A 19,136-nucleotide genomic window follows, 5' to 3' on the forward strand; every position below is an offset into this window, starting at 1 on the left:
GGGGTCACGTCGTTCGTCGTCCTGGTGCGCTGACGGGACGCCGGAACCGCCCGGGCACGGCGCGGGGGCCCGGTGCCGCACCGGCCCGTGCCCCCGCGCCGCGGCTCAGCTCCCGACGCGCTCCACGACGAGCTCGCGCACGCGCGCGGCGTCGGCCTTGCCGCGCATCTCCTTCATGACCGCGCCGATGAGGGCGCCGGCGGCCTGCGCCTTGCCGCCGCGGATCTTCTCCACGACGCCGGGGTTCGCGGCGATCGCGGCGTCCACCGCGGCCACCAGCGCGGACTCGTCGGAGACGACGGCCAGGCCGCGCGCCTCGACGACCTGGGCGGCGCTGCCCTCCCCGGCGAGCATGCCGTCCAGGGCCTCGCGCGCCAGGCGGTCGGTGAGGGTGCCGGCCTCCACGAGGGCCTGCAGCTCGGCCACCTCCGCCGGGCCGACCCGCAGCGCGGACAGCTCCACGCCCTCGGCGTTGGCGCGCCGGGAGAGCTCACCGGTCCACCACTTGCGGGCCCCGGCCGGGGAGGCGCCGGCGGCGACGGTGGCCTCCACCAGGTCGACGGCACCGGCGTTGGCGGTGTCGCGCATCTCCAGGTCGGAGAAGCCCCACTCGGCCTGCAGCCGCTTGCGGCGCTGCGCCGGCGGCTCGGGCAGCGTGGCGCGCAGCTCCTCCACCCACGCCGGGTCCGGCGCGATCGGCACCAGGTCCGGCTCGGGGAAGTAGCGGTAGTCCTCCGCGTCGGACTTCTCCCGCCCGGACGTGGTCAGCCCGGTGTCCTCGTGCCAGTGGCGGGTCTCCTGCACGACCTTCTCCCCCGACCGGAGGACGGCGGCGTGGCGGCTGACCTCGTAGCGCACGGCCCGCTCCACCGAGCGCAGGGAGTTGACGTTCTTCGTCTCCGAGCGGGTGCCCAGCGGGGAGTCCGGGCCCGGGCGCAGCGAGAGGTTCACGTCGCAGCGCAGGGAACCCTGCTCCATCTTCACGTCCGAGACGTCCAGCGCGCGCAGCAGGTCCCGCAGGGCCGCCACGTAGGCGCGCGCCACGTCCGGGGCGCGCTCCCCGGTGCCCTCCAGGGGCCTGGTGACGATCTCGATGAGCGGGATGCCGGCGCGGTTGTAGTCCACCAGGGAGTACTCCGCGCCGTGGATGCGGCCGGTGGAACCACCCACGTGCAGGGACTTGCCGGTGTCCTCCTCCATGTGGGCGCGCTCGATGAGCACCCGGTAGGTGAACGCCGGCTTGGAGCCGTCCTCGCTGGCGGGGACGTCCACGTCCAGCCACCCGTCGTACGCGATCGGCTCGTCGTACTGGGAGGTCTGGAAGTTCTTCGGCATGTCCGGGTAGAAGTAGTTCTTCCGGGCGAAGCGGCAGTACGAGGCGATCGTGCAGTTCAGCGCCAGGCCGATGCGGACCGCCGACTCCAGCGCCTTGGCGTTCAGCACCGGCAGCGAACCGGGCAGCCCCAGCGAGGTGGGGTCCACCTGGGTGTTCGGCGCGGCGCCAAACTCCGTGGGCGCGGCGGAGAACATCTTCGTCACGGTCGACAGCTCGACGTGGACCTCCAGGCCCAGTACCGGGTCGAACTGCGCCACGGCCTCGTCGTAGTCGATCAGCTCAACGGTCACGGGTCCTCCAACCAAGGGTGTCCAGCAGGTTCTCGATGTCGTGCTCGAAGGCACGGAAGGATGGCAGTCGCCGCAAGGCCGCGAGCGGCAGGCGTTCCGCCAGGAGCGGCAGGTACACCCCAGGCCCGGGAGCCTTGCGGCGGGGTCGCACACCCAGGGCAGCCACGTCACGCAGCGTCAGTTTCGGATCGCTCAACCTCTCGGGCTCGGTGAGGCGGTCGGCCTCGTGCACACGCGTCGCGTCCACCCCGGCCCCCAGGACGCGTTCGAGCACCTCCGTGTCGGCGAGAGCCCAAGCCTCCATCTCACGCACGGGCACCAGCGGCAGCAGCGCGCCTGGCCCACCCTCGCGCTGCCACACCTCCTCGACGGGCGCGAAGGACTTGCGGAGCTCGCGATCGACGTCAGCGGAACCGTCGACGTGCAGCAGGACCACGTCGAGGGGACGCTCCCGCCTGGACCTCTCGAGGACCCACCTCTCCCTGCTCACGTCACCCGGGTTGCTCACCACGACGGGGCGAACGTCCACCTCCACCGGTGACTCGACGAGCCGGTGGCAGACGTCCTGCAGCGAGCGCTGGACGACCACGGGCAGGAACTCCTCGTCACTGCCCCCCTCCAGGAGGGTCAGCGCGACCAGGTACCTCACCGCGGGTTCACCACCCGATCAGCTTCCCCGCGCGTCAGTCCGCTCTGCTCAGCTCGCACGTCGAAGGGCAGCACGAGCTGGGCGTCGGCGTCCTCGGGGAGCGCTTCGCCCTCTTCGAGCACGCGGCGTGCCCGGGTGACCCGGGACACCGCTCCAGCCTCGACACGCGCCGTGGAGTCGACCACCACGAGCTCGTCGACGAGGGAGGTCAGCGGGAGCTTGGGCGAGTGGCTGGACACCAGCAACTGGACGAGAGCAGGCGGCTTGCCGTGGGAATCGAGCACCACGTCGGCCTGGGTGTCGGTCACCAGGTCCCGCAGAACCTCGATCAAGGGGCCGAGCCGTGCCGGCTGGATGCCGTTCTCCGGTTCCTCGAAGCACAGGACGCCCGGACTGACGGGCTCGTACAACGCGGCCAGGACCGCCAGGAGGCGCAGGGTGCCGTCCGAGGCGACACGGGCGCTGATGGTTCCCTCGTCCCTGCTCCGCAGCACCACCTCCCACTGGCCTCGCGCGTTGTTCTCCGCGACCTCCACGGCCGAGAACCCCCGGATCACCCGAGCCAGGTCCGCTGCCAACGCGTCGAGACCTGGACCGCTCCTCCGGGAGGCGCGTGCGATCGTCTCCAGCACCCAGGCGAGGTTGGAACCGTCCCGTTGCAGACGGTCGTTCGCCTGTCCGACCGGTGAGGGCTGGCGGAGAACAGCGGGATCGAGCTGCAGGACGCGCCAGCGTTCGATCTCCCGCCGCACCGCGTACAGAATCGGCGAGTAGTCAGCGGTCGGCACGCTCGTGAGCACGGACGCCGTGGCGTTGCTCGCAGGCAGGCGGCGCGGGGCACCTTGACGGTTGACGCCCACCCGCCGTCCGGTGAACGTGAACCGCTTGTCCTGCTCCCCCTCGGTGACCAGGATCTTCCACTGGCTGGCGCCGTACTTCAGGTAGGTGTCCGCGAAGTCGCGGCTCACCGTCTTGCGCAGAGGATCCGTGGAGGCCTTGATCGGGAAGATGAACTCCGACTCGACCCAGGGGCGGTTGATGCCGTCGTCACCCTCGCGCACCTCCAGGGTGATCTCGTACCGGACGCGTGTGTGCGGTAGGACCTCGCGCGTGCCGAAGGTGTCCACCACCTCGGGGTCGAGCAGGAGCTCCACCGCGAAGCTCATCCGAGAGGCCGTCCGGTCGCCGTGGCGGCGGAACTGCTCGGCGGCCTCCCCCCGTCCACCGGCCAGCGCCTGAGCGACCGGCATCGACACCAGGCGCGACAGCAGCGTGAGCGCGTCGAAGATGTTCGACTTCCCGCTGGCGTTGGCTCCGACGATCGCGGTGAACGGGCGGAGGTCGACGGAGAAGCCGGCGAACGACTTGAACCCGTCGACCTCCAGCTTGGTGATCACGCCGAGCCCGCACCCTTCCACTCCGGGACCTGCGCGAGCAGCGGTCCGCCCCACCTCGCCACCAGGCGCGCCTCCAGGGCTGCACCCACCCGGTACAGCCGGTCGTCGGCCTGCTGCGGGGCGAGGACCTGCAGCCCGACCGGCAGCCCGTCCGACAGGCCCACCGGCAGGGACATGCCGGGGATCCCGGCCAGGTTGGCCGGGATGGTGGCGACGTCGCCGGCGTACATCGCCAGCGGGTCGTCCAGCTTCTCCCCCAGCCGGTACGCCACGGTCGGCGCGGTGGGCGAGACCAGCACGTCGACCTGCCCGAACGCGTCGGCGAAGTCGCGCTGGACGAGGGTGCGGACCTTCTGGGCGCTGCCGTAGTAGGCGTCGTAGTACCCGGCCGACAGCGCGTAGGTGCCGAGGATGATCCGGCGCTTGGCCTCGTCGCCGAAACCGGCGGCGCGGGTGGCGCGCATGACCTGCTCGGCGGTGACGCCCTCCCCCTCGGGGACCACGCGCAGGCCGTAGCGCATGCCGTCGTAGCGGGCGAGGTTGCTGGACGCCTCGCTGGGCAGGATCAGGTAGTACGCGGCGAGCGCGTGCACGATGTTCGGCAGGCTCAGCTCGACGACCTCGGCGCCGGCGGCGCGCAGCTCGTCCAGGGCCTCCGTGAACCGGGCGAGGACACCCGGCTCGTACCCGTCGCCGGACAGCTCGCGCACCACGCCGACCCGCACGCCGGTGAGGTCGCCGGTGGCACCGGCGCGCGCCGCGCCGACCACGTCCGGCACGGCCTCGGGGATCGAGGTGGAGTCGTACGGGTCGTGCCCGGCGATGACGGCGTGCAGCAGCGCGGTGTCCAGCACGGTGCGCCCGCACGGGCCCGCCTGGTCCAGGGAGCTGGCCAGCGCCACCAGCCCGTAGCGCGAGACGCCGCCGTAGGTGGGCTTGACGCCGACGGTGCCGGTGACGGCGGCGGGCTGGCGGATGGAGCCGCCGGTGTCCGAGCCGATCGTCAGGGGCGCCTCGAACGCGGCCAGCGCCGCGGCGGACCCGCCGCCGGAACCGCCGGGGATGCGGGCGGGGTCCCACGGGTTGCGGGTGGGGCCGAACGCGGAGTGCTCGGTGGTCGAGCCCATCGCGAACTCGTCCATGTTCGTCTTGCCGAGCACGACCAGGCCGGCGGCGTGCAGCTCGCGCACCACGGTCGCGTCGTACGGCGGCACCCAGCCGGCGAGCATCCGGGAACCGCAGGTGGTGGGCATGCCCTTCGTGGTGAGCACGTCCTTCACGCCGATCGGCACCCCGGCCAGCGGCCCGAGCACCGCCCCGGCGGCGCGGTCGGCGTCCACCTGGCGGGCGCGGGCCAGCGCCCCCTCGGCGTCGACGTGCAGGAAGGCGTGCACCCCGTGCGGGTTCTCCCCGGAGGTGGGGCCGTCGACGGCCTCGATGCGCTCCAGGTGCGCCCGGACGACCTCCTCGGAGGAGACGACCTTCGCGCGCAGGCCCTCGGCCAGGCGCGCGGCGTCCCAGCGGACGAGCTCGGAGACGCCGCTCACGCGTCCTCCTCCAGGATCTGCGGGACGCGGAAGCGCCCGTCCTCGGCCTCGGGGGCGGCGGCCAGCGCGTCCTCGGCGCTCAGGCCGGGCCGCACCACGTCGGGGCGGGTGACGTTGGTCAGGGGCACGGGGTGCGAGGTGGCGGGCACGTCGCCGGAGACGGCGGAGGCGACCTGCTGGACCGCGTCGAGGACCGCTCCGAGCTGGCCGGCCACCCGGTCCAGCTCCTCGTCGGTCATGTCGATGCGCGTCAGGCGCGCGAGGTGCTCGACCTCGGGACGGGAGATGGTGGACACGACGGGTGAGTCTAGGACGGGCCCACCAGCAGCTGCGTGGCGGCGAGCTCGCGGTACAGCGGGGAGCGCTCCAGCAGCTCCCCGTGGGTGCCCGCGGCGGTGGTGCGCCCGTCCTCCAGGACGACGATCTGGTCGGAGTCGACCACGGTGGACAACCGGTGGGCGACCACGACGAGGGTGCGCCGGTCGGCGGCGGCGGCCAGCGCCTCGCGCAGCAGCGCCTCGTTGCGGGCGTCGAGGCTGGCGGTGGGCTCGTCGAGCAGCAGCAGCTCCCCCGGCCCCAGCAGCGCGCGGGCGATGGCCAGGCGCTGGCGCTGCCCGCCCGACAGGAGCACGCCGCGCTCGCCGACCTCCGCGGCCAGGCCCGGGCCGCGCTCGGCGAGCTCGCGCAGGCCGACGGCGTCCAGGGCGGCGAGGACCTGCTCGTCGGTGGCGTCCGGCGCGGCGAGCACGAGGTTCTCGCGCAGGGTGCCGGCCAGGACGGGGGCGTCCTGCTCGACGTACCCCAGGCGGGCGCGCAGCGCGGCGCGCGGGAGGTCGCGCACGTCCACCCCGTCCACCCGAACGCTGCCGGCGTCGGCGTCGTGGAAGCGCTCCACGAGGGAGAGCAGCGTGGACTTGCCGGCGCCGGAGGGGCCGACGAGGGCGGTGCGGGTGCCGCGCGGCACGGCGAAGCTCACCCCGCGCAGCGCCGGGGTGCCGTCGGGGTAGGCGAAGGCGACGTCGTCGAACTCCAGCAGCGGGCGCTCGCGCCCGCCCCGGTCCGCGGTGCGCGCGGGGGCCGGGACGGCGGCGCGCGGGGCGTCCTCCTCCACCGGCAGCTCCAGCACCTCCTGCACGCGGGTCAGGGCGGCCGCGCCCGCCTGCACGACCGTCCACGTCTGCACGAGCTGGCCCAGCGGCGCGACGAGGGTGAACAGCAGCAGCACGAACCCGACGAGCTCGGCCACGCTCGTGGCGCCGGAGGCGACGCGGGCCCCGCCCACGCCCAGGACGGCGACGAAGGCGCCCTGCACGGACACCTGCATCGCCGGGCCGAGCAGCGCCCGCACGCGCGAGGCGCGCACGGCGGCGTCGCGGGCGCGGCCGGCCGCGGCGACGACCCCTGCCAGCTCGCGGTCGGTGGCGCCGCTGGCGCGCAGGGTGCGCAGGGCGCCGAGCACCCGGCCGACGGCGGAGCTCATCGCCCCCACCTCGGTCTGGGTGGCGAGGGTGAGCCGTCCCAGCCGGCTGGAGGCCACCGCGATCGCCGTGCCCGCCACCGCGACCGCGACGAGCGTCACCGCCAGCAGCACCGGGTCCAGGAGGGCCATGAGCACGACCGCGCCGAGGAAGGTGAGGACGGTGGCGAGCAGGTCGAACAGCCCGGAGGTGACGACGGCGGCCAGGGCCGTGGTGTCGCCGGACACGCGCGAGAGCAGGTCACCGGAGGCGCGCGCGTCGCGGGCGGCGACCGTGAGGCGGGCCAGCCGGGTCACCAGGGAGGTGCGCACGCCCAGCACGACGCCGGCACCGGCGCGCTCGAGCAGGAACTGCCGGGCGCCGTCGGTGAGCGCGCCGAGCAGCACCACGGCCACCAGCAGCGCGGCCACGGGGACGAGGGGCGAGCCGTCCTGCACGACCCGCACGACGGCGGCGACGGCCAGCGGCTGGGCCAGCGCCGTGGCCGCGCCCACCAGCGACAGCAGCACCGCGACGGCGATCGCGGTGCGGTGCGGGCGCAGGTGCGGCAGCAGCAGGCGGCCCGCCTCGCGCAGCGGCAGGACGGACGGCGCCGCAGCGGCTCCGGCGGGGGTCGCGGCCGGGGGCTGCGGGGTGCTCACCCGGCGCAGTGTCCCCGTCGCGGGCCCGGCCCGCGTCCCCCGTCGGTCGCGGTTCCGCGTCGGGCGAACGGAGGTGTTCCCGGCTTGTGACGGGTGACACGGGCGTGGAGGGTGCCGGCGTGGGTCATCATGGACGCACGTCCGGTGCGGCGAAGCTGCCGCCCCTGAGAGGAGAACACCGATGACCGTCCTCACCCGCGCTCGCCGCCTGGCGCTGCTGGCAGGTGGCCTCGGGCTGGCGATCGCCGCGAGCGGTTGCGCCACCGCCGAGCAGGCCGGGGTCGACGAAGGTGCCGACGCCGGCACCGACGTCGCCGGGGCCGAGATCGACTGCTCGCAGTTCGACCAGTTCGGCGACAGCCTCGACGGGACCGAGGTGGAGGTCTACACCTCCATCGTCACCCCCGAGGACCAGCCGTTCCTCGACACGTTCGAGCCGTTCACCGAGTGCACCGGCATCACGGTGAACTACAACGGCACCAAGCAGTTCGAGGCCCAGCTGCCCGTGCGCGTGCAGTCCGGCAACGCCCCGGACATCGCTTTCCTGCCGCAGCCGGGCCTGCTGGAGCGGATGGTCTCCACCGGGGAGGTCGCCCCCGCACCGGAGGCGGTGGCGCAGAACGTCGAGGAGCACTGGAGCGAGGACTGGCGCGAGTACGGCTCCGTCGACGGCACCCTCTACGCCGCCCCGCTGGGCGCGAACGTCAAGTCCTTCGTGTGGTACTCGCCGACGGCCTTCGAGGAGGCCGGCTACGAGGTTCCGCAGACGTGGGACGAGCTGATGGCCCTGACCGACCAGATCGTGCAGGACCACCCCGAGACCAAGCCGTGGTGCGCCGGCATCGGCTCCGGCGAGGCCACCGGCTGGCCGGCCACCGACTGGCTCGAGGACGTCGTCCTGCACGAGCTGGGGCCGGACGTCTACGACCAGTGGATCGCGCACGAGATCCCGTTCAACGACCCGCGGATCGTGGCGGCGCTGGACCGCGTCGGCTCGATCCTGCGCAACCCCACCTACGTCAACGGCGGCTTCGGCGACGTGGCGTCCATCGCGACGACGACCTTCCAGGACGCCGGCATCCCCATCACCCAGGGCAACTGCTGGCTGCACCGCCAGGCGTCCTTCTACCAGGCCAACTGGCCCGAGGGCACCGAGGTGGCCGAGGACGGCGACGTCTTCGCGTTCCCGTTCCCGCAGATCGGCGAGTCGGCCGGCAAGACGGTCGTCGGCGGCGGTGAGTTCGTCGCCGCGTTCGCCGACCGGCCCGAGGTGCAGGCGCTGCAGTACTACCTGTCCACCCCGGAGTGGGCCAACCTCAAGGCCCAGGCCACCGGCCCCGGCTGGCTGAGCGCCAACACGGGTCTGGAGCTGGACAACCTCGCCAGCCCGATCGACCGGCTGGCGGCCGAGCAGCTGCAGGACGAGTCCGTCACGTTCCGCTTCGACGCCTCCGACCTCATGCCCGCCGCCGTCGGCGCGGCCGCTGAGTGGAGCGAGCTGACCGCGTGGATCGCGGCCGGTCAGGACACCCAGACGACCCTCGACAACATCGAGGCCGCCTGGCCCGCCAGCTGACGAGCTCCCCGAGGGGCCGGGCACCGCACCTGGTGCCCGGCCCCTCGGCCGCCGTCCGCACACCTCCGTCCGCTCCCCTCACCGAGGAGGTCCTCCGGTGGATTGGCTGCTCGAGGCCGACAGCACCGCTCACAAGCTCGCCCTCATGGTCGTCGCCGTCCTCGCCTTCGTGGTGGTGATGGGCGTGATCCTCTTCGCCGTCGACAAGCCCAAGCGGGTGCCCACCTGGGTGATCGTCGCCGGCTTCATCGGTCCCGCCCTGCTGCTGGTGACCGTCGGGCTGGTGTACCCGGCCCTGAACACGCTGTGGCTGTCCCTGAAGTCCGCCGACGGCAGCACGTTCGTGGGCCTGGACAACTACGCGCAGGTCTTCACCACCGACGGCCTGCAACTGGTCCTGCGCAACACGGTGCTGTGGGTGGTCCTGGTGCCGCTCATCTCCACCGCCTTCGGGCTCGTCTACGCCTACCTGGTGGACCGCACCCGCTTCGAGTCCCTGGCCAAGGCGCTCATCTTCCTGCCCATGGCCATCTCCGGCGTGGCCGCCGGCCTCATCTGGCGGTTCGTCTACGAGTACCGCCCGGACCAGCCGGGCATCGAGCAGATAGGCCTGCTGAACCAGCTCCTCGTCTGGCTCGGCCTGGACCCGTACCAGTTCCTGCTGCACCAGCCGTGGAACACGTTCTTCCTCATCGTGGTGATGATCTGGATCAACGCGGGCTTCGCCATGACGGTGCTGTCCGCCTCCATCAAGGCCATCTCCGACGACATCGTCGAGGCCGCCCGTCTGGACGGCGCCAGCTCGTTCCAGATGTTCCGCTCGGTCACGGTGCCGAGCATCCGCCCGGCACTGGTGGTCGTCCTGACCACCGTCGCCATCAGCACCCTGAAGGTCTTCGACATCGTGTACGTGATGACCGGTGGGCAGTTCGGCACCTCGGTGGTGGCCAGCGAGTTCTACTCGCAGTCCTTCCGCCAGTTCAACCAGGGCCTGGGCGCGGCGCTGGCGGTCCTGCTGTTCGTCCTGGTGATCCCGATCATCGTCTACAACGTGCGGCAGATGCGCATGGCGGAGGAGGTCCGGTGAGCGGGCAGGCCGACACCACGCGGGTCGTCACGAACCCCACCGGGGAGATCGAGTCCCACCCCCGCAAGCTCACGCGGGCGGAGAAGCGGGCGATCGCGGCGAAGAACCGCCTCAGCTCCCCGGCCGCCTCCGCGATCGCGCTGCTCATCGCGGCGCTGTGGACGATCCCGACCCTGGGGCTGCTCGTCACGAGCTTCCGGGTGGAGAGCGACATCCAGACCGACGGGTGGTGGAACGTCTTCACCCGCCCGCTGTTCACCGGGTACAACTACGTCTCCGCGCTCGAGACCGGTCTGGGCGACAACTTCGTCAACACGCTCGTCATCACGATCCCGGCCGTGATCATCCCCATCACCCTGGCACTGCTGGCGGCGTACGCGTTCGCCTGGATCCCCTTCCGGGGCCGCGAGGTGCTCTTCGTCGCCGTCTTCGCCCTGCAGGTGGTGCCGCTGCAGGTCACGCTCATCCCGCTGCTGAGCCTCTACGTCGACATCGGCATCGCCGGGTCCTTCTGGACGGTGTGGCTCTCGCACACCATGTTCGGCCTGCCCCTGGCGATCTTCCTGCTGCACAACTTCATGAAGGACGTGCCCGCCTCGCTGGTGGAGGCGGCGCGCATGGACGGCGCCGGGCACGTGACCGTCTTCTTCAAGGTGCTGCTGCCGCTGCTGGTCCCGGCCATCGCGGCCTTCGGCGTCTTCCAGTTCCTGTGGGTGTGGAACGACCTGCTCATCGCCCTGACGTTCGCCGGCGGCGACGCCACGCCGCTGACCTCGGCGATCGCCGACCTCGCCGGCACGCGCGGCAACGCCTGGTACCTGCTGGCGCCGGGCGCGTTCCTGGCGATGGCCGTGCCGCTGGCGGTGTTCCTGGGCCTGCAGCGGTTCTTCGTCCGCGGCCTGCTGGCCGGCTCCGTCAAGGGCTGAGCCCCACGGGGTGAGCCTCAGGAGCTGATCGCTCGCGCAGCGCCCGGACGGGTCACGTCCGGGCGCTGCGCGTCCTCCGGGTGGGCGCGCAGCGCGACGACGGCGACGTCGTCACCGGGGTCGGGCGCCACCCGGGTCACCACCGCGTCGACGAACTCCTCCAGCGGCAGGTGCGCCAGCTCGCCCGCCGCCTCCAGCAGGCGGGCCAGGCCGGTGTCCAGCGACTCGTCGCGGCGCTCGACCAGGCCGTCGGTGTAGAGCAGGACGGTGGCCCCGGGCAGCAGCGGCACGCTGTGGTCGCCGCGGCCGGACTCCGGCGCCAGGCCGAGCAGCAGGTCGGCCGGCTCCTCCAGCAACCGCGCACCGGCGCCGGGCTCCAGCAGCAGCGGCGGCGGGTGCCCGGCGTTGGACCAGCGCAGGGTCCGCAGCCCCTCCGCACGTTGCTGGGCGCTCTGCTCCACCCGGGCCAGCACGGCGGTCGCGAGGGTCGTGACACCGAGGTGGTGCAGGGCGCGGTCGAAGCTGGCGACCACCTTCCCCGGGGGGTCCGCCACCGTCTGCGCCACGCCGCGCAGCACACCCCGCAGCTGCGCCATCTCGGCGGCGGCCACGCGGTCGTGGCCGGTGACGTCGCCGATGACGATGGTGGTGGAGCCGTCCGAGGTCAGGAACGCGTCGTACCAGTCACCGCCGACCTGCGCCTCCTGCGCGGCCGGCAGGTAGCGCACCGCGATCTGCAGGTGGTCCGGCTGCGGCGGCTCGGTCAGCAGCGAGCGCTGCAGCGCCTCGGCGAGCGTGCGGGTGGCCTGCGCACGGCGACGTTCGTCCTGCAGCCGGCGCACGCGCTCCAGGGCTTGCGCGCACTGCGCGGCGAACGCCTCCAGCAGCCGCACCTCGTCGCCGTCCAGCGGCAGCGGCTCGGCCCACCCCACCGCCACCGACCCCAGCGGCTCACCGCCGCCGGTGGACAGCGGCAGCGCCGCCCACGCCGGCAGGTCCGCCGCGCCGGGCAGCGGCACGCTCGTGGCCCAGCGGCAGCCCTCACCGGCCGGCACCGCCCGGCCGCGGGCGGCGACGGCCACCGGCGCGTCGGAGGTGAGCGGGACGCGCGCGGTCGGCGCGGTCGCCGCCGGTCCCTCACCGTCGAGGAAGGTCAGCGCCAGCTCGGCTCCCTCGCGCAGCGCCACCACCACGGCCTGCGCACCGGTGGCGGCGCGCCCGTGCCGGGCGAGGCGCTCCAGCACCCCGGGCACGGTCTCGGCGGCGGCGAGGGCGGAGGCCGCGGCGGCCAGGCCCGCGAGGCGCCGCGCGGTGCGCCGCTCCCGCTCCCCGGAGCGGCGCAGCTCGGCGTTGAGCTCCTCCAGCTCGCGGGTGCGCTCGAAGAGGTCGCCCTCGACCTGCTGCACGCGCTCGGACCACTGCTGCTCGTCGGCCACCGCGCGGCGGGCGGCCTCGCGGTCGCGGACGTAGTCGGTGATGTCGTCGGAGCGGTGCAGCAGCAGCACCACCTCGCCGCGCTCGTCGAGGACCGGGACGTTGCGCGGGCTCCAGAACCGCTCCTCGAAGCCGCCGCCGGGCACGGGGATGTCGTACTTCTGCAGGGCCATGGTGTGCGGGCGGCGGGTGTCGCGGGCCAGTTCCAGGGAGGCGCGCAGGTTGCGCAGGCCGTCCGCGGCCGGGTCGTCGGGGTTCATGGGGAAGACGTCGAACAGGTGCCGGCCCACCTGCTGCTCCAGCGTGGTGCCGGTGGCCTCCAGCCGCGCCCGGTTGGCGTGGACGATGACGAGGTCGGGCGTCAGCAGCAGGAACGGTGCCGGCGCCTGGTCGAAGACCTCCGCGTAGTCGGGCACGGGCAGGTCCGCGCCCCGCCCCCGTGCGGGGTCCTCGCCGCTCACGCGCGTCCTCCTGCTGCTCACCGACCTGGCTGCCCCTCCACCCGATCACCCCGCGCGGCGCCGCGCCACCGCAGCGAGCCCGCGTGGCGGGCGGTGGGACCGGCTCGTACCGTCGGCGCCGTGACGACGACGTCTGCCCCCGCCACCGCCGCGCGCACCGCCCACCCGCTGCGCGTCCTCATGTGCGCACCCGAGCACTTCACCGTCTCGTACGAGATCAACCCCTGGATGGACGCCGCCACACCGGTCGACGTCCAGCGGGCGCGGGCGCAGTGGGACGGGCTGCGGGCCGTGTTCGAGCGGCTGGGCCACGCGGTGGAGGTGGTGCCGGCGGTGCCCGGCCTGCCGGACATGGTCTACGCCGCCAACGGTGCCCTGGTCACCCCGCAGGGCTCGGTGGGCGTGCGCTTCCTGCACCCCGAACGCGCCGGCGAGGCGGAGGCGTACGCCCGCTGGCTGGAGCAGCACGGCCTGGGCCCGGTGCACCGGCCGGTGCACGTCAACGAGGGCGAGGGCGACCTGCTCGTGGTGGGCGAGCACCTGCTGGGCGGGCACGGCTTCCGCACCGGCGAGGCGGCGCACCGGGAGGTCGAGGAGGTCCTCGGCCGGCCGGTGACCTCCCTGCGGCTCGTGGACCCGCGCTTCTACCACCTGGACACGGCCCTGACGGTCCTGGACGACGATCCGGAGCACCCCGACGTCGCCTACTTCCCCGGCGCGTTCGACGAGGCCTCGCGCCGGACGCTGGAGGAGCTGTTCCCGCACGCGCTGCTCACCGACGACGCCACCGCCGAGGTGCTGGGCATGAACGCCGTCAGCGACGGGCTCCACGTGGTGCTCTCCCCGCGCGCCCAGCGCTACGCGCAGCAGCTCGAGCAGCGCGGGTACGTGCCCGTGCCCGTGGACCTCTCCGAGCTGCTGCGCGGCGGCGGCGGCGCGAAGTGCTGCACGCTCGTGCTGCGCCGGTAGGGCTCAGTCCTCCTCGTCCCCGCCGGACTCGCCGTCCGCGGGCTCCGCGACGGCCTCCGGCCCACCGGCGAGCAGTGCCCGGAAGCCGTCCTCGTCGAGGACCCGCACCCCCAGCTGCTCGGCCTTGTCCGCCTTGGAGCCGGGCGCGTCGCCGACCACGACGAAGCTCGTCCTCTTCGACACGCTCGCGGACGCCTTGCCGCCGCGGACGAGGATCGCCTCCTTCGCCTCGTCGCGGCTGAACCCGGCCAGCGAGCCGGTGACCACGACCGTCAGGCCCTCCAGGGTGCGCGGGGTGGACTCGTCGCGCTCGTCCTCCATGCGCACCCCGGCGCGGCGCCACTTGTCCACGACGGCGCGGTGCCAGTCGACCTCAAGCCACTCGCGCACCGCCTCGGCGATGGTGGGGCCCACGCCCTCGGTGGCCGCCAGCTCCTCCACGGACGCGGCCTCGATCGCCTGGAACGAGCCGAACCGGCCCGCCAGCGCGCGCGCCGCCGTGGGGCCGACGTGCCGGATCGACAGGCCCACCAGCACCCGCCACAGGGGTTGCGACTTGGCCGCCTCCAGGTTCGCCAGCAGCCGGCGGCCGTTCGCCGACAGGGTGCCGTCCTTGTTGGTGAACAGCGGCACCCGCAGCAGGTCGTCCTCGGTGAGGTCGAACAGGTCGCCCTCGTCGGTGACGACCCCGGCCTGCGGCAGCGCGGTGGCCGCCTCGTACCCCAGGGCCTCGACGTCGAAGGAGCCGCGACCGGCGATGTGGAAGATGCGCTCGCGCACCTGCGCGGGGCAGCTGCGCGCGTTGGGGCAGCGGATGTCGACGTCGTCGGCGCGCATCCGGCGCAGCGGCGTGCCGCACTCGGGGCAGTGCGTGGGGAAGGCGAACTCGCGCTCGTCGCCGGTGCGCAGGTCCACCACCGGGCCGACGACCTCGGGGATGACGTCGCCGGCCTTGCGCACCACGACCGTGTCGCCGATGAGGACGCCCTTGCGCTTGACCTCGTCGGCGTTGTGCAGGGTGGACAGCTGCACCGTGGAACCGGCGACCTTCACCGGTTCGAGGTGCGCGAACGGGGTGACCCGACCGGTGCGGCCGACGTTGACGCGGATGTCCAGCAGCTTGGTGGTCACCTCCTCCGGCGGGTACTTGAAGGCGATGGCCCACCGCGGTGCGCGGGAGGTGGCGCCCAGCCGGCGCTGCAGCGGCACCTGGTCCACCTTGACGACGACCCCGTCGATCTCGTGCTCGACGTCGTGGCGGTGCTCGCCGTAGTACCGCACGTACTCGGCGACCTCGGGCAGGGTGTCGACGACCTTCGCGCGCGGGGAGGTGGGCAGCCCCCAGGCGGCGAGCTTGGCGTACGCCTCGGACTGGGTGGCGTTCTCCATGCCGCGCCGCGCACCGATCCCGTGCACGAGGACGCGCAGCGGGCGGGCGGCGGTCACCCGGGGGTCCTTCTGCCGCAACGACCCGGCCGCGGCGTTGCGCGGGTTCGCGAACGGCGGCCTGCCCGCGTCCATGATGCGGGCGTTGAGCTCCTCGAAGGCGGCGACGTGGAAGAAGACCTCCCCGCGCACCTCGAGGAACTCCGGCACGTCCTCACCGCTCAGCCGCTGCGGGACGTCGCCGATGGTGCGCACGTTCAGGGTGACGTCCTCGCCCGTGCGGCCGTCGCCGCGGGTGACCCCGCGCACCAGGTGCCCGTCCTCGTAGACCAGGTCGATCGCCAGGCCGTCGATCTTCGGCTCGCACAGGTAGCGCGCCCCCTCGCCCACCTCCTTCTCCACCCGCGCGGCCCACGCGGCCAGCTCGTCGGTGGAGAAGGCGTTGTCGAGGCTGAGCATGCGCTCGGGGTGGTCCACGGCGGTGAACTCGGTGGAGAACGTGCCGCCCACCGTCTGCGTCGGCGAGTCCGGGGTGCGCAGCGCCGGGTGCTCCTCCTCCAGCGCCCGCAGCTCCCGCTCCAGGCCGTCGTACTCCGCGTCGCTGATCGGCGAGGCGTTGCGCACGTAGTAGGCGAACCGGGCGGCCTCGATCCGCTGGACCAGCTCCTCCCAGCGGTGCCGCGCGGCGGCGGGGACCTCCCCGTGCAGCGGGTCCGGGGCGGTGCTCTCGGCGCTCTGGCTCACGGTGGACATCCTGCCGCGCCGCTCCGACACGCGCCGGGTGGGGCGGCGGGCGAGGCGGCGGGCGAGGCGGCGGGCGGCGGCACCGAGCGGGCACCCAGCGTTCACCGGGGCGACGCCCGGCGTCCCTCCGGGGGTCCGGCGCGCTGCCCTACCGTCCCCGCCCGTGATCCCCCGCACCCGGCGCTCCGCCGCCGCCCTCGTCCTGTCCGGCGCCGTGCTCACCGGCACGCTGGCCGGCACCCTCGCCGGCACCGCCTCCGCCCGCGAGGACCGCTTCGACGACGACTTCCCCGCCCAGTCCGCCCGCCTGGTGGACCGGCACGTCCTGCCCGCGCGGACCTTCGGCGAGCCGGTGCCCAGCGGCTCGGCGATCGAGGGCGCCAACGGCGTGGTCGCGCCGTTCGACGCGCAGCCCGTGCAGGGTTTCTCCGGAAACCTCGTCCAGCCCGACGGCAGCTGGCTGGTGCTGTCGGACAACGGCTACGGCGCCAAGGCGAACAGCGCGGACTTCCTGCTCGCCGTGCACCGCCTGCAGCCCGCGGACGACGGTTCCGTCGCCGTGGTCCCCGGCGGGTTCACCCTGTCCGACCCGTACCGGAAGGTCACCTGGCAGCTGACGCGCGAGGACCGTCGCCTGACCGGGGCCGACTTCGACGTGGAGTCCTTCCGGCAGGCGCCCGACGGCACGTTCTGGTTCGGCGAGGAGTTCGGGCCGTACCTGCTGCACACCGACGCCGCGGGCCGGCTGATCCAGGCCCCGGTGCCGCTGCCGGGCGTCGCCTCCCCCGACAACCCCCTGCTGGGTGAGGCCGAGGCGAACCTCGGCGGCAGCAAGGGCTTCGAGGGCATGGCGGTGTCCGCCGACGGGCGCTACCTGTTCCCGATGCTGGAAGGCCCCGTCGCCGGCGACGACGCGCAGGACCTGCGCGTGATGCGCTACGACACGGAGCAGCACCGCTACCGCGGCGAGGAGTTCACCTACCGGCTGGAGTCGCCGACGAACGCCATCGGCGACTTCACCCGCGTCGACGACCACCGGTTCCTGGTGCTGGAGCGCGACGGCGGTGAGGGTGCGGCGGCCGTGTTCAAGGCCGTCTTCCTCGTCGACACCAGCCGCACCGACGCCGCCGGGCACCCGCTGAAGACGCAGCTGGTGAACCTCATGGCGGTGCCGGACCCGGACGGCGTCGCTCCCGAGCTGAGCGCGGCCTCGGGCTACGTGACGTTCCCGTTCCAGACCATCGAGAGCGTCGACGTGGTGGACGAGCACACCATCGTCGTCGGCAACGACAACAACTTCCCGTTCTCCGCCGGCCGCACGCCGGGCGCGCCGGACGACAACGAGTTCCTCACCATCGAGGTGCAGGCCGACCTGGGCTGAGGGGCGCCCTCACGCTGCGCCGGGCGACGAGCCGGTCGCCCGGCGCAGCACCGCGAACTCCAGGTCGTCGCGCCGCGGGAGCCCGAACCGCTCGTCGCCGTAGGGGAACGGCCGCCGCTCCCCGGTGGGGGTGAAACCGCGGCGCGCGTACCAGGCGAGCAGGTCCGCGCGCTGGACGATCACCGTCATCTCCAGGGCCGTCGACCCCCAGCGCCGCACCGCCTCCGCGTCGGCGCGCTCCAGCAGCAGGCCACCGATCCCGGCTCCCTGCAGGGCCGGGCGCACCGCGAACGTGCCGAAGTAGGCGGCGTCGCCGGCGCGGCGCAGCTCGCAGCACCCCAGCAGCCGCCCGCCCGGCCGCTGCTCGCGCCCGGCGGGCTCGCCGGCGGGCCGCTCGGCGAGCAGCAGCACCGCCTCGGGGTCCGCGACGATCGCGGCCACGGCCACCTCGTCGGTGCGCCGCCCGTCCAGCAGGTCCGCCTCCGTCGTCCAGCCGGCGCGGCTGGCCTCGCCCCGGTACGCGGACTCCACCAGCGCCACCACCGCGGGCACGTCCGCGGGCACCGCCTCGCGGAACACGGGTGCCGCCCCGCTCACCGGCTCAGTCACCGGAGGCCTCCGCGAGCGCCGCACCGGCCTCGCGCAGCCGGCGCAGCAGCGGGCGCAGCGCGTCCGGCGGCACGTCCTGCAGCCCGGTGGTCCCGGTGAGCACCACCCCGGCCAGCCCCGTCGCGGGCAGGCCCACCCGCCGCCAGGGGGTGCGCACCGCGTCCACGAGCGCGCTCACCGCCGGCGGTGCGGACGCTGCCGGGAGCACCCCCGCCCACAACCGCACGCCCTCCTCCACGGTGGCCGCCAGCGACTCCCAGGCGTGCGCGCCCAGGGCGGTCACGTCCACGCAGACGCCGTCCGCGCCGCTCTCGCGCACCAGCGCCAGGGGCGGCTCGGCCGCGGCGAGACGCACCACGACCTCCGCGCCGGCGGTGCGCAGCGCGGTGACGACGTCGCGCAGGCCCGCGCGCACCTCGGCGCGGTCCACGGCGCGCAGCGCGCCGTACCCGGAGCGGGTGGGCAGCCGACCGGCGAGCACCGCCTGCAGCGACGGTTCCTCCAGCTGCACGACCGGGCGGGCGCCCGGCACGAGGCGGCGCAGGTCGGCGACGTGCCCGGCGACGCCCTCCGCGAGGGAGGCGAGCACGTCGCGGCGGGCGCCGGGGTCGGAGACGCTGCGCTCGCCGCGGGGCAGCTCCACGGACGCCAGCAGCGACCAGGGCCCCAGCACCGGCAGGGCCAGCGGGCCGCGCCAGCCGTCGGCGGCCTCGGCCAGCTCGTCGAGGTCGGCGCGCAGGTGCGACGCGGCGCGCTCGGCGTCGCGGCCGGGGGCGTCGGTGAACCGCCAGCCGGCCGGCTGCAGGTCCACCGGCAGGTCCACCAGCAGCGCGGCGGTGCGCCCCAGCGGGTCCGCGCCGGGGCCCCGGGCGGGCAGCACGGGCAGGTGCGGCACGTGCGGGGGCTCGCCGAGCTCGCCGAGCACCGTGCGCGCGGCCTCGCGCGGGTCCGTGCCGGGCAGGGCGGCGGGGGCGCAGACGGCACCGGGGCCGTGCTCGAGCAGGGGCTCGGCAACGGCCTCGGCAGCGGGCTCGGCGGCGGTCGCGGGGTCGGCATCGGGCACGTCCGCGCACGCTACCGGCGCGGCGGGTGCGACGAAGGTCGGACCCGGCCCGAGCCGGTCGTCCCTCGACGCGGACCGCGCGGGTGCGGGTGGATGGGTCCACAGCCGCCTCACGGGTGGGGCGGCCGTCCTGCCCGCTCCCGCCCACCCGCACCACCGGAG

At 74.4% G+C, this 19,136-nt stretch carries 15 protein-coding genes; 5 read left to right on the forward strand and 10 right to left on the reverse strand.

The features are described from left to right. Positions 1 to 105 precede the first annotated feature (105 nt). The 6 genes from gatB to V9U69_RS10010 are packed head-to-tail and all read right to left on the reverse strand — an operon-like array spanning position 106 to position 7,338. A complete protein-coding gene (gene gatB / locus V9U69_RS09985; protein ID WP_337061579.1) occupies positions 106 to 1,626 on the reverse strand; it encodes an Asp-tRNA(Asn)/Glu-tRNA(Gln) amidotransferase subunit GatB in 1,521 nt (506 codons plus the stop codon). Next, positions 1,616 to 2,275 (reverse strand): DUF4276 family protein, encoded by a 660-nt coding sequence (locus V9U69_RS09990; RefSeq protein WP_337061580.1) that lies wholly within the window; start codon positions 2,273 to 2,275, stop codon positions 1,616 to 1,618. Before V9U69_RS09990 ends, gatB begins: the two co-directional genes overlap by 11 nt. After that, complete coding sequence (locus tag V9U69_RS09995; protein WP_337061582.1) at positions 2,272 to 3,672, reverse strand: AAA family ATPase; 1,401 nt, start codon at positions 3,670 to 3,672, stop codon at positions 2,272 to 2,274. Before V9U69_RS09995 ends, V9U69_RS09990 begins: the two co-directional genes overlap by 4 nt. After that, positions 3,669 to 5,219, reverse strand: a complete 1,551-nt coding sequence (gatA, locus tag V9U69_RS10000; protein WP_337061583.1) for an Asp-tRNA(Asn)/Glu-tRNA(Gln) amidotransferase subunit GatA — start codon at positions 5,217 to 5,219, stop codon at positions 3,669 to 3,671. The genes V9U69_RS09995 and gatA overlap by 4 nt, the downstream gene beginning before the upstream one ends. After that, positions 5,216 to 5,515: an Asp-tRNA(Asn)/Glu-tRNA(Gln) amidotransferase subunit GatC gene (gene gatC, locus V9U69_RS10005; RefSeq protein ID WP_337061585.1), complete on the reverse strand. Its 300-nt coding sequence runs from the start codon at positions 5,513 to 5,515 to the stop codon at positions 5,216 to 5,218. Before gatC ends, gatA begins: the two co-directional genes overlap by 4 nt. An 11-nt stretch (positions 5,516 to 5,526) precedes the next feature. Continuing rightward, complete coding sequence (locus V9U69_RS10010) at positions 5,527 to 7,338, reverse strand: ABC transporter ATP-binding protein (protein WP_337061587.1); 1,812 nt, start codon at positions 7,336 to 7,338, stop codon at positions 5,527 to 5,529. Between the two features lie 181 nt (positions 7,339 to 7,519). Here V9U69_RS10010 and V9U69_RS10015 point away from each other — a divergent pair, with 181 nt between their 5' ends. From V9U69_RS10015 to V9U69_RS10025, 3 genes are all read left to right on the forward strand, one after another. Further along, entirely contained in the window at positions 7,520 to 8,914 is a 1,395-nt protein-coding gene (locus V9U69_RS10015; protein WP_337061588.1) for an ABC transporter substrate-binding protein, read from the forward strand. A 97-nt stretch (positions 8,915 to 9,011) separates the two neighbouring features. Beyond that, complete coding sequence (locus V9U69_RS10020; protein WP_337061589.1) at positions 9,012 to 10,001, forward strand: carbohydrate ABC transporter permease; 990 nt, start codon at positions 9,012 to 9,014, stop codon at positions 9,999 to 10,001. Between the two features lie 47 nt (positions 10,002 to 10,048). Further along, entirely contained in the window at positions 10,049 to 10,927 is an 879-nt protein-coding gene (locus tag V9U69_RS10025; protein WP_442907710.1) for a carbohydrate ABC transporter permease, read from the forward strand. Positions 10,928 to 10,944: 17 nt separating this feature from the next. Here V9U69_RS10025 and V9U69_RS10030 read toward each other — a convergent pair whose 3' ends face one another. Next, on the reverse strand, positions 10,945 to 12,822 hold the full coding sequence (locus V9U69_RS10030; RefSeq protein WP_337061592.1) for a SpoIIE family protein phosphatase: 1,878 nt from the start codon (positions 12,820 to 12,822) through the stop codon (positions 10,945 to 10,947). Between the two features lie 120 nt (positions 12,823 to 12,942). On the opposite strand from V9U69_RS10030, the gene ddaH reads away from it, so the two are divergent. Next, positions 12,943 to 13,791, forward strand: coding sequence for a dimethylargininase (ddaH, locus tag V9U69_RS10035; RefSeq protein WP_337061593.1), 849 nt, complete (start codon positions 12,943 to 12,945; stop codon positions 13,789 to 13,791). Between the two features lie 3 nt (positions 13,792 to 13,794). Here the strand turns inward: ddaH and ligA are convergent, their stop codons facing one another. After that, positions 13,795 to 15,930, reverse strand: a complete 2,136-nt coding sequence (gene ligA / locus V9U69_RS10040) for an NAD-dependent DNA ligase LigA (protein ID WP_442907709.1) — start codon at positions 15,928 to 15,930, stop codon at positions 13,795 to 13,797. A gap of 154 nt (positions 15,931 to 16,084) precedes the next feature. Between ligA and V9U69_RS10045 the strand changes: the two genes are divergently transcribed. Beyond that, a complete protein-coding gene (locus tag V9U69_RS10045; RefSeq protein WP_337061595.1) occupies positions 16,085 to 17,302 on the forward strand; it encodes an esterase-like activity of phytase family protein in 1,218 nt (405 codons plus the stop codon). Positions 17,303 to 17,311: 9 nt separating this feature from the next. Here the strand turns inward: V9U69_RS10045 and V9U69_RS10050 are convergent, their stop codons facing one another. Together V9U69_RS10050 and V9U69_RS10055 are read right to left on the reverse strand one after the other, a co-directional pair. Beyond that, positions 17,312 to 17,911, reverse strand: a complete 600-nt coding sequence (locus V9U69_RS10050) for a GNAT family N-acetyltransferase (protein ID WP_337061597.1) — start codon at positions 17,909 to 17,911, stop codon at positions 17,312 to 17,314. Next, positions 17,904 to 18,974 (reverse strand): methionine synthase, encoded by a 1,071-nt coding sequence (locus V9U69_RS10055; RefSeq protein WP_337061598.1) that lies wholly within the window; start codon positions 18,972 to 18,974, stop codon positions 17,904 to 17,906. The genes V9U69_RS10050 and V9U69_RS10055 overlap by 8 nt, the downstream gene beginning before the upstream one ends. Positions 18,975 to 19,136: the final 162 nt, after the last annotated feature.

The sequence above is a fragment of the Kineococcus sp. G2 genome (assembly GCF_037154035.1).
Classification (GTDB): domain Bacteria; phylum Actinomycetota; class Actinomycetes; order Actinomycetales; family Kineococcaceae; genus Kineococcus.

Excerpts from the sequence above, each read along its gene's own strand:
- V9U69_RS10015 (WP_337061588.1), top strand. The coding sequence starts at position 7,520 with ATGACCGTCCTCACCCGCGCTCGCCGCCTGGCGCTGCTGGCAGGTGGC.
- ligA (WP_442907709.1), bottom strand. The coding sequence starts at position 15,930 with ATGTCCACCGTGAGCCAGAGCGCCGAGAGCACCGCCCCGGACCCGCTG.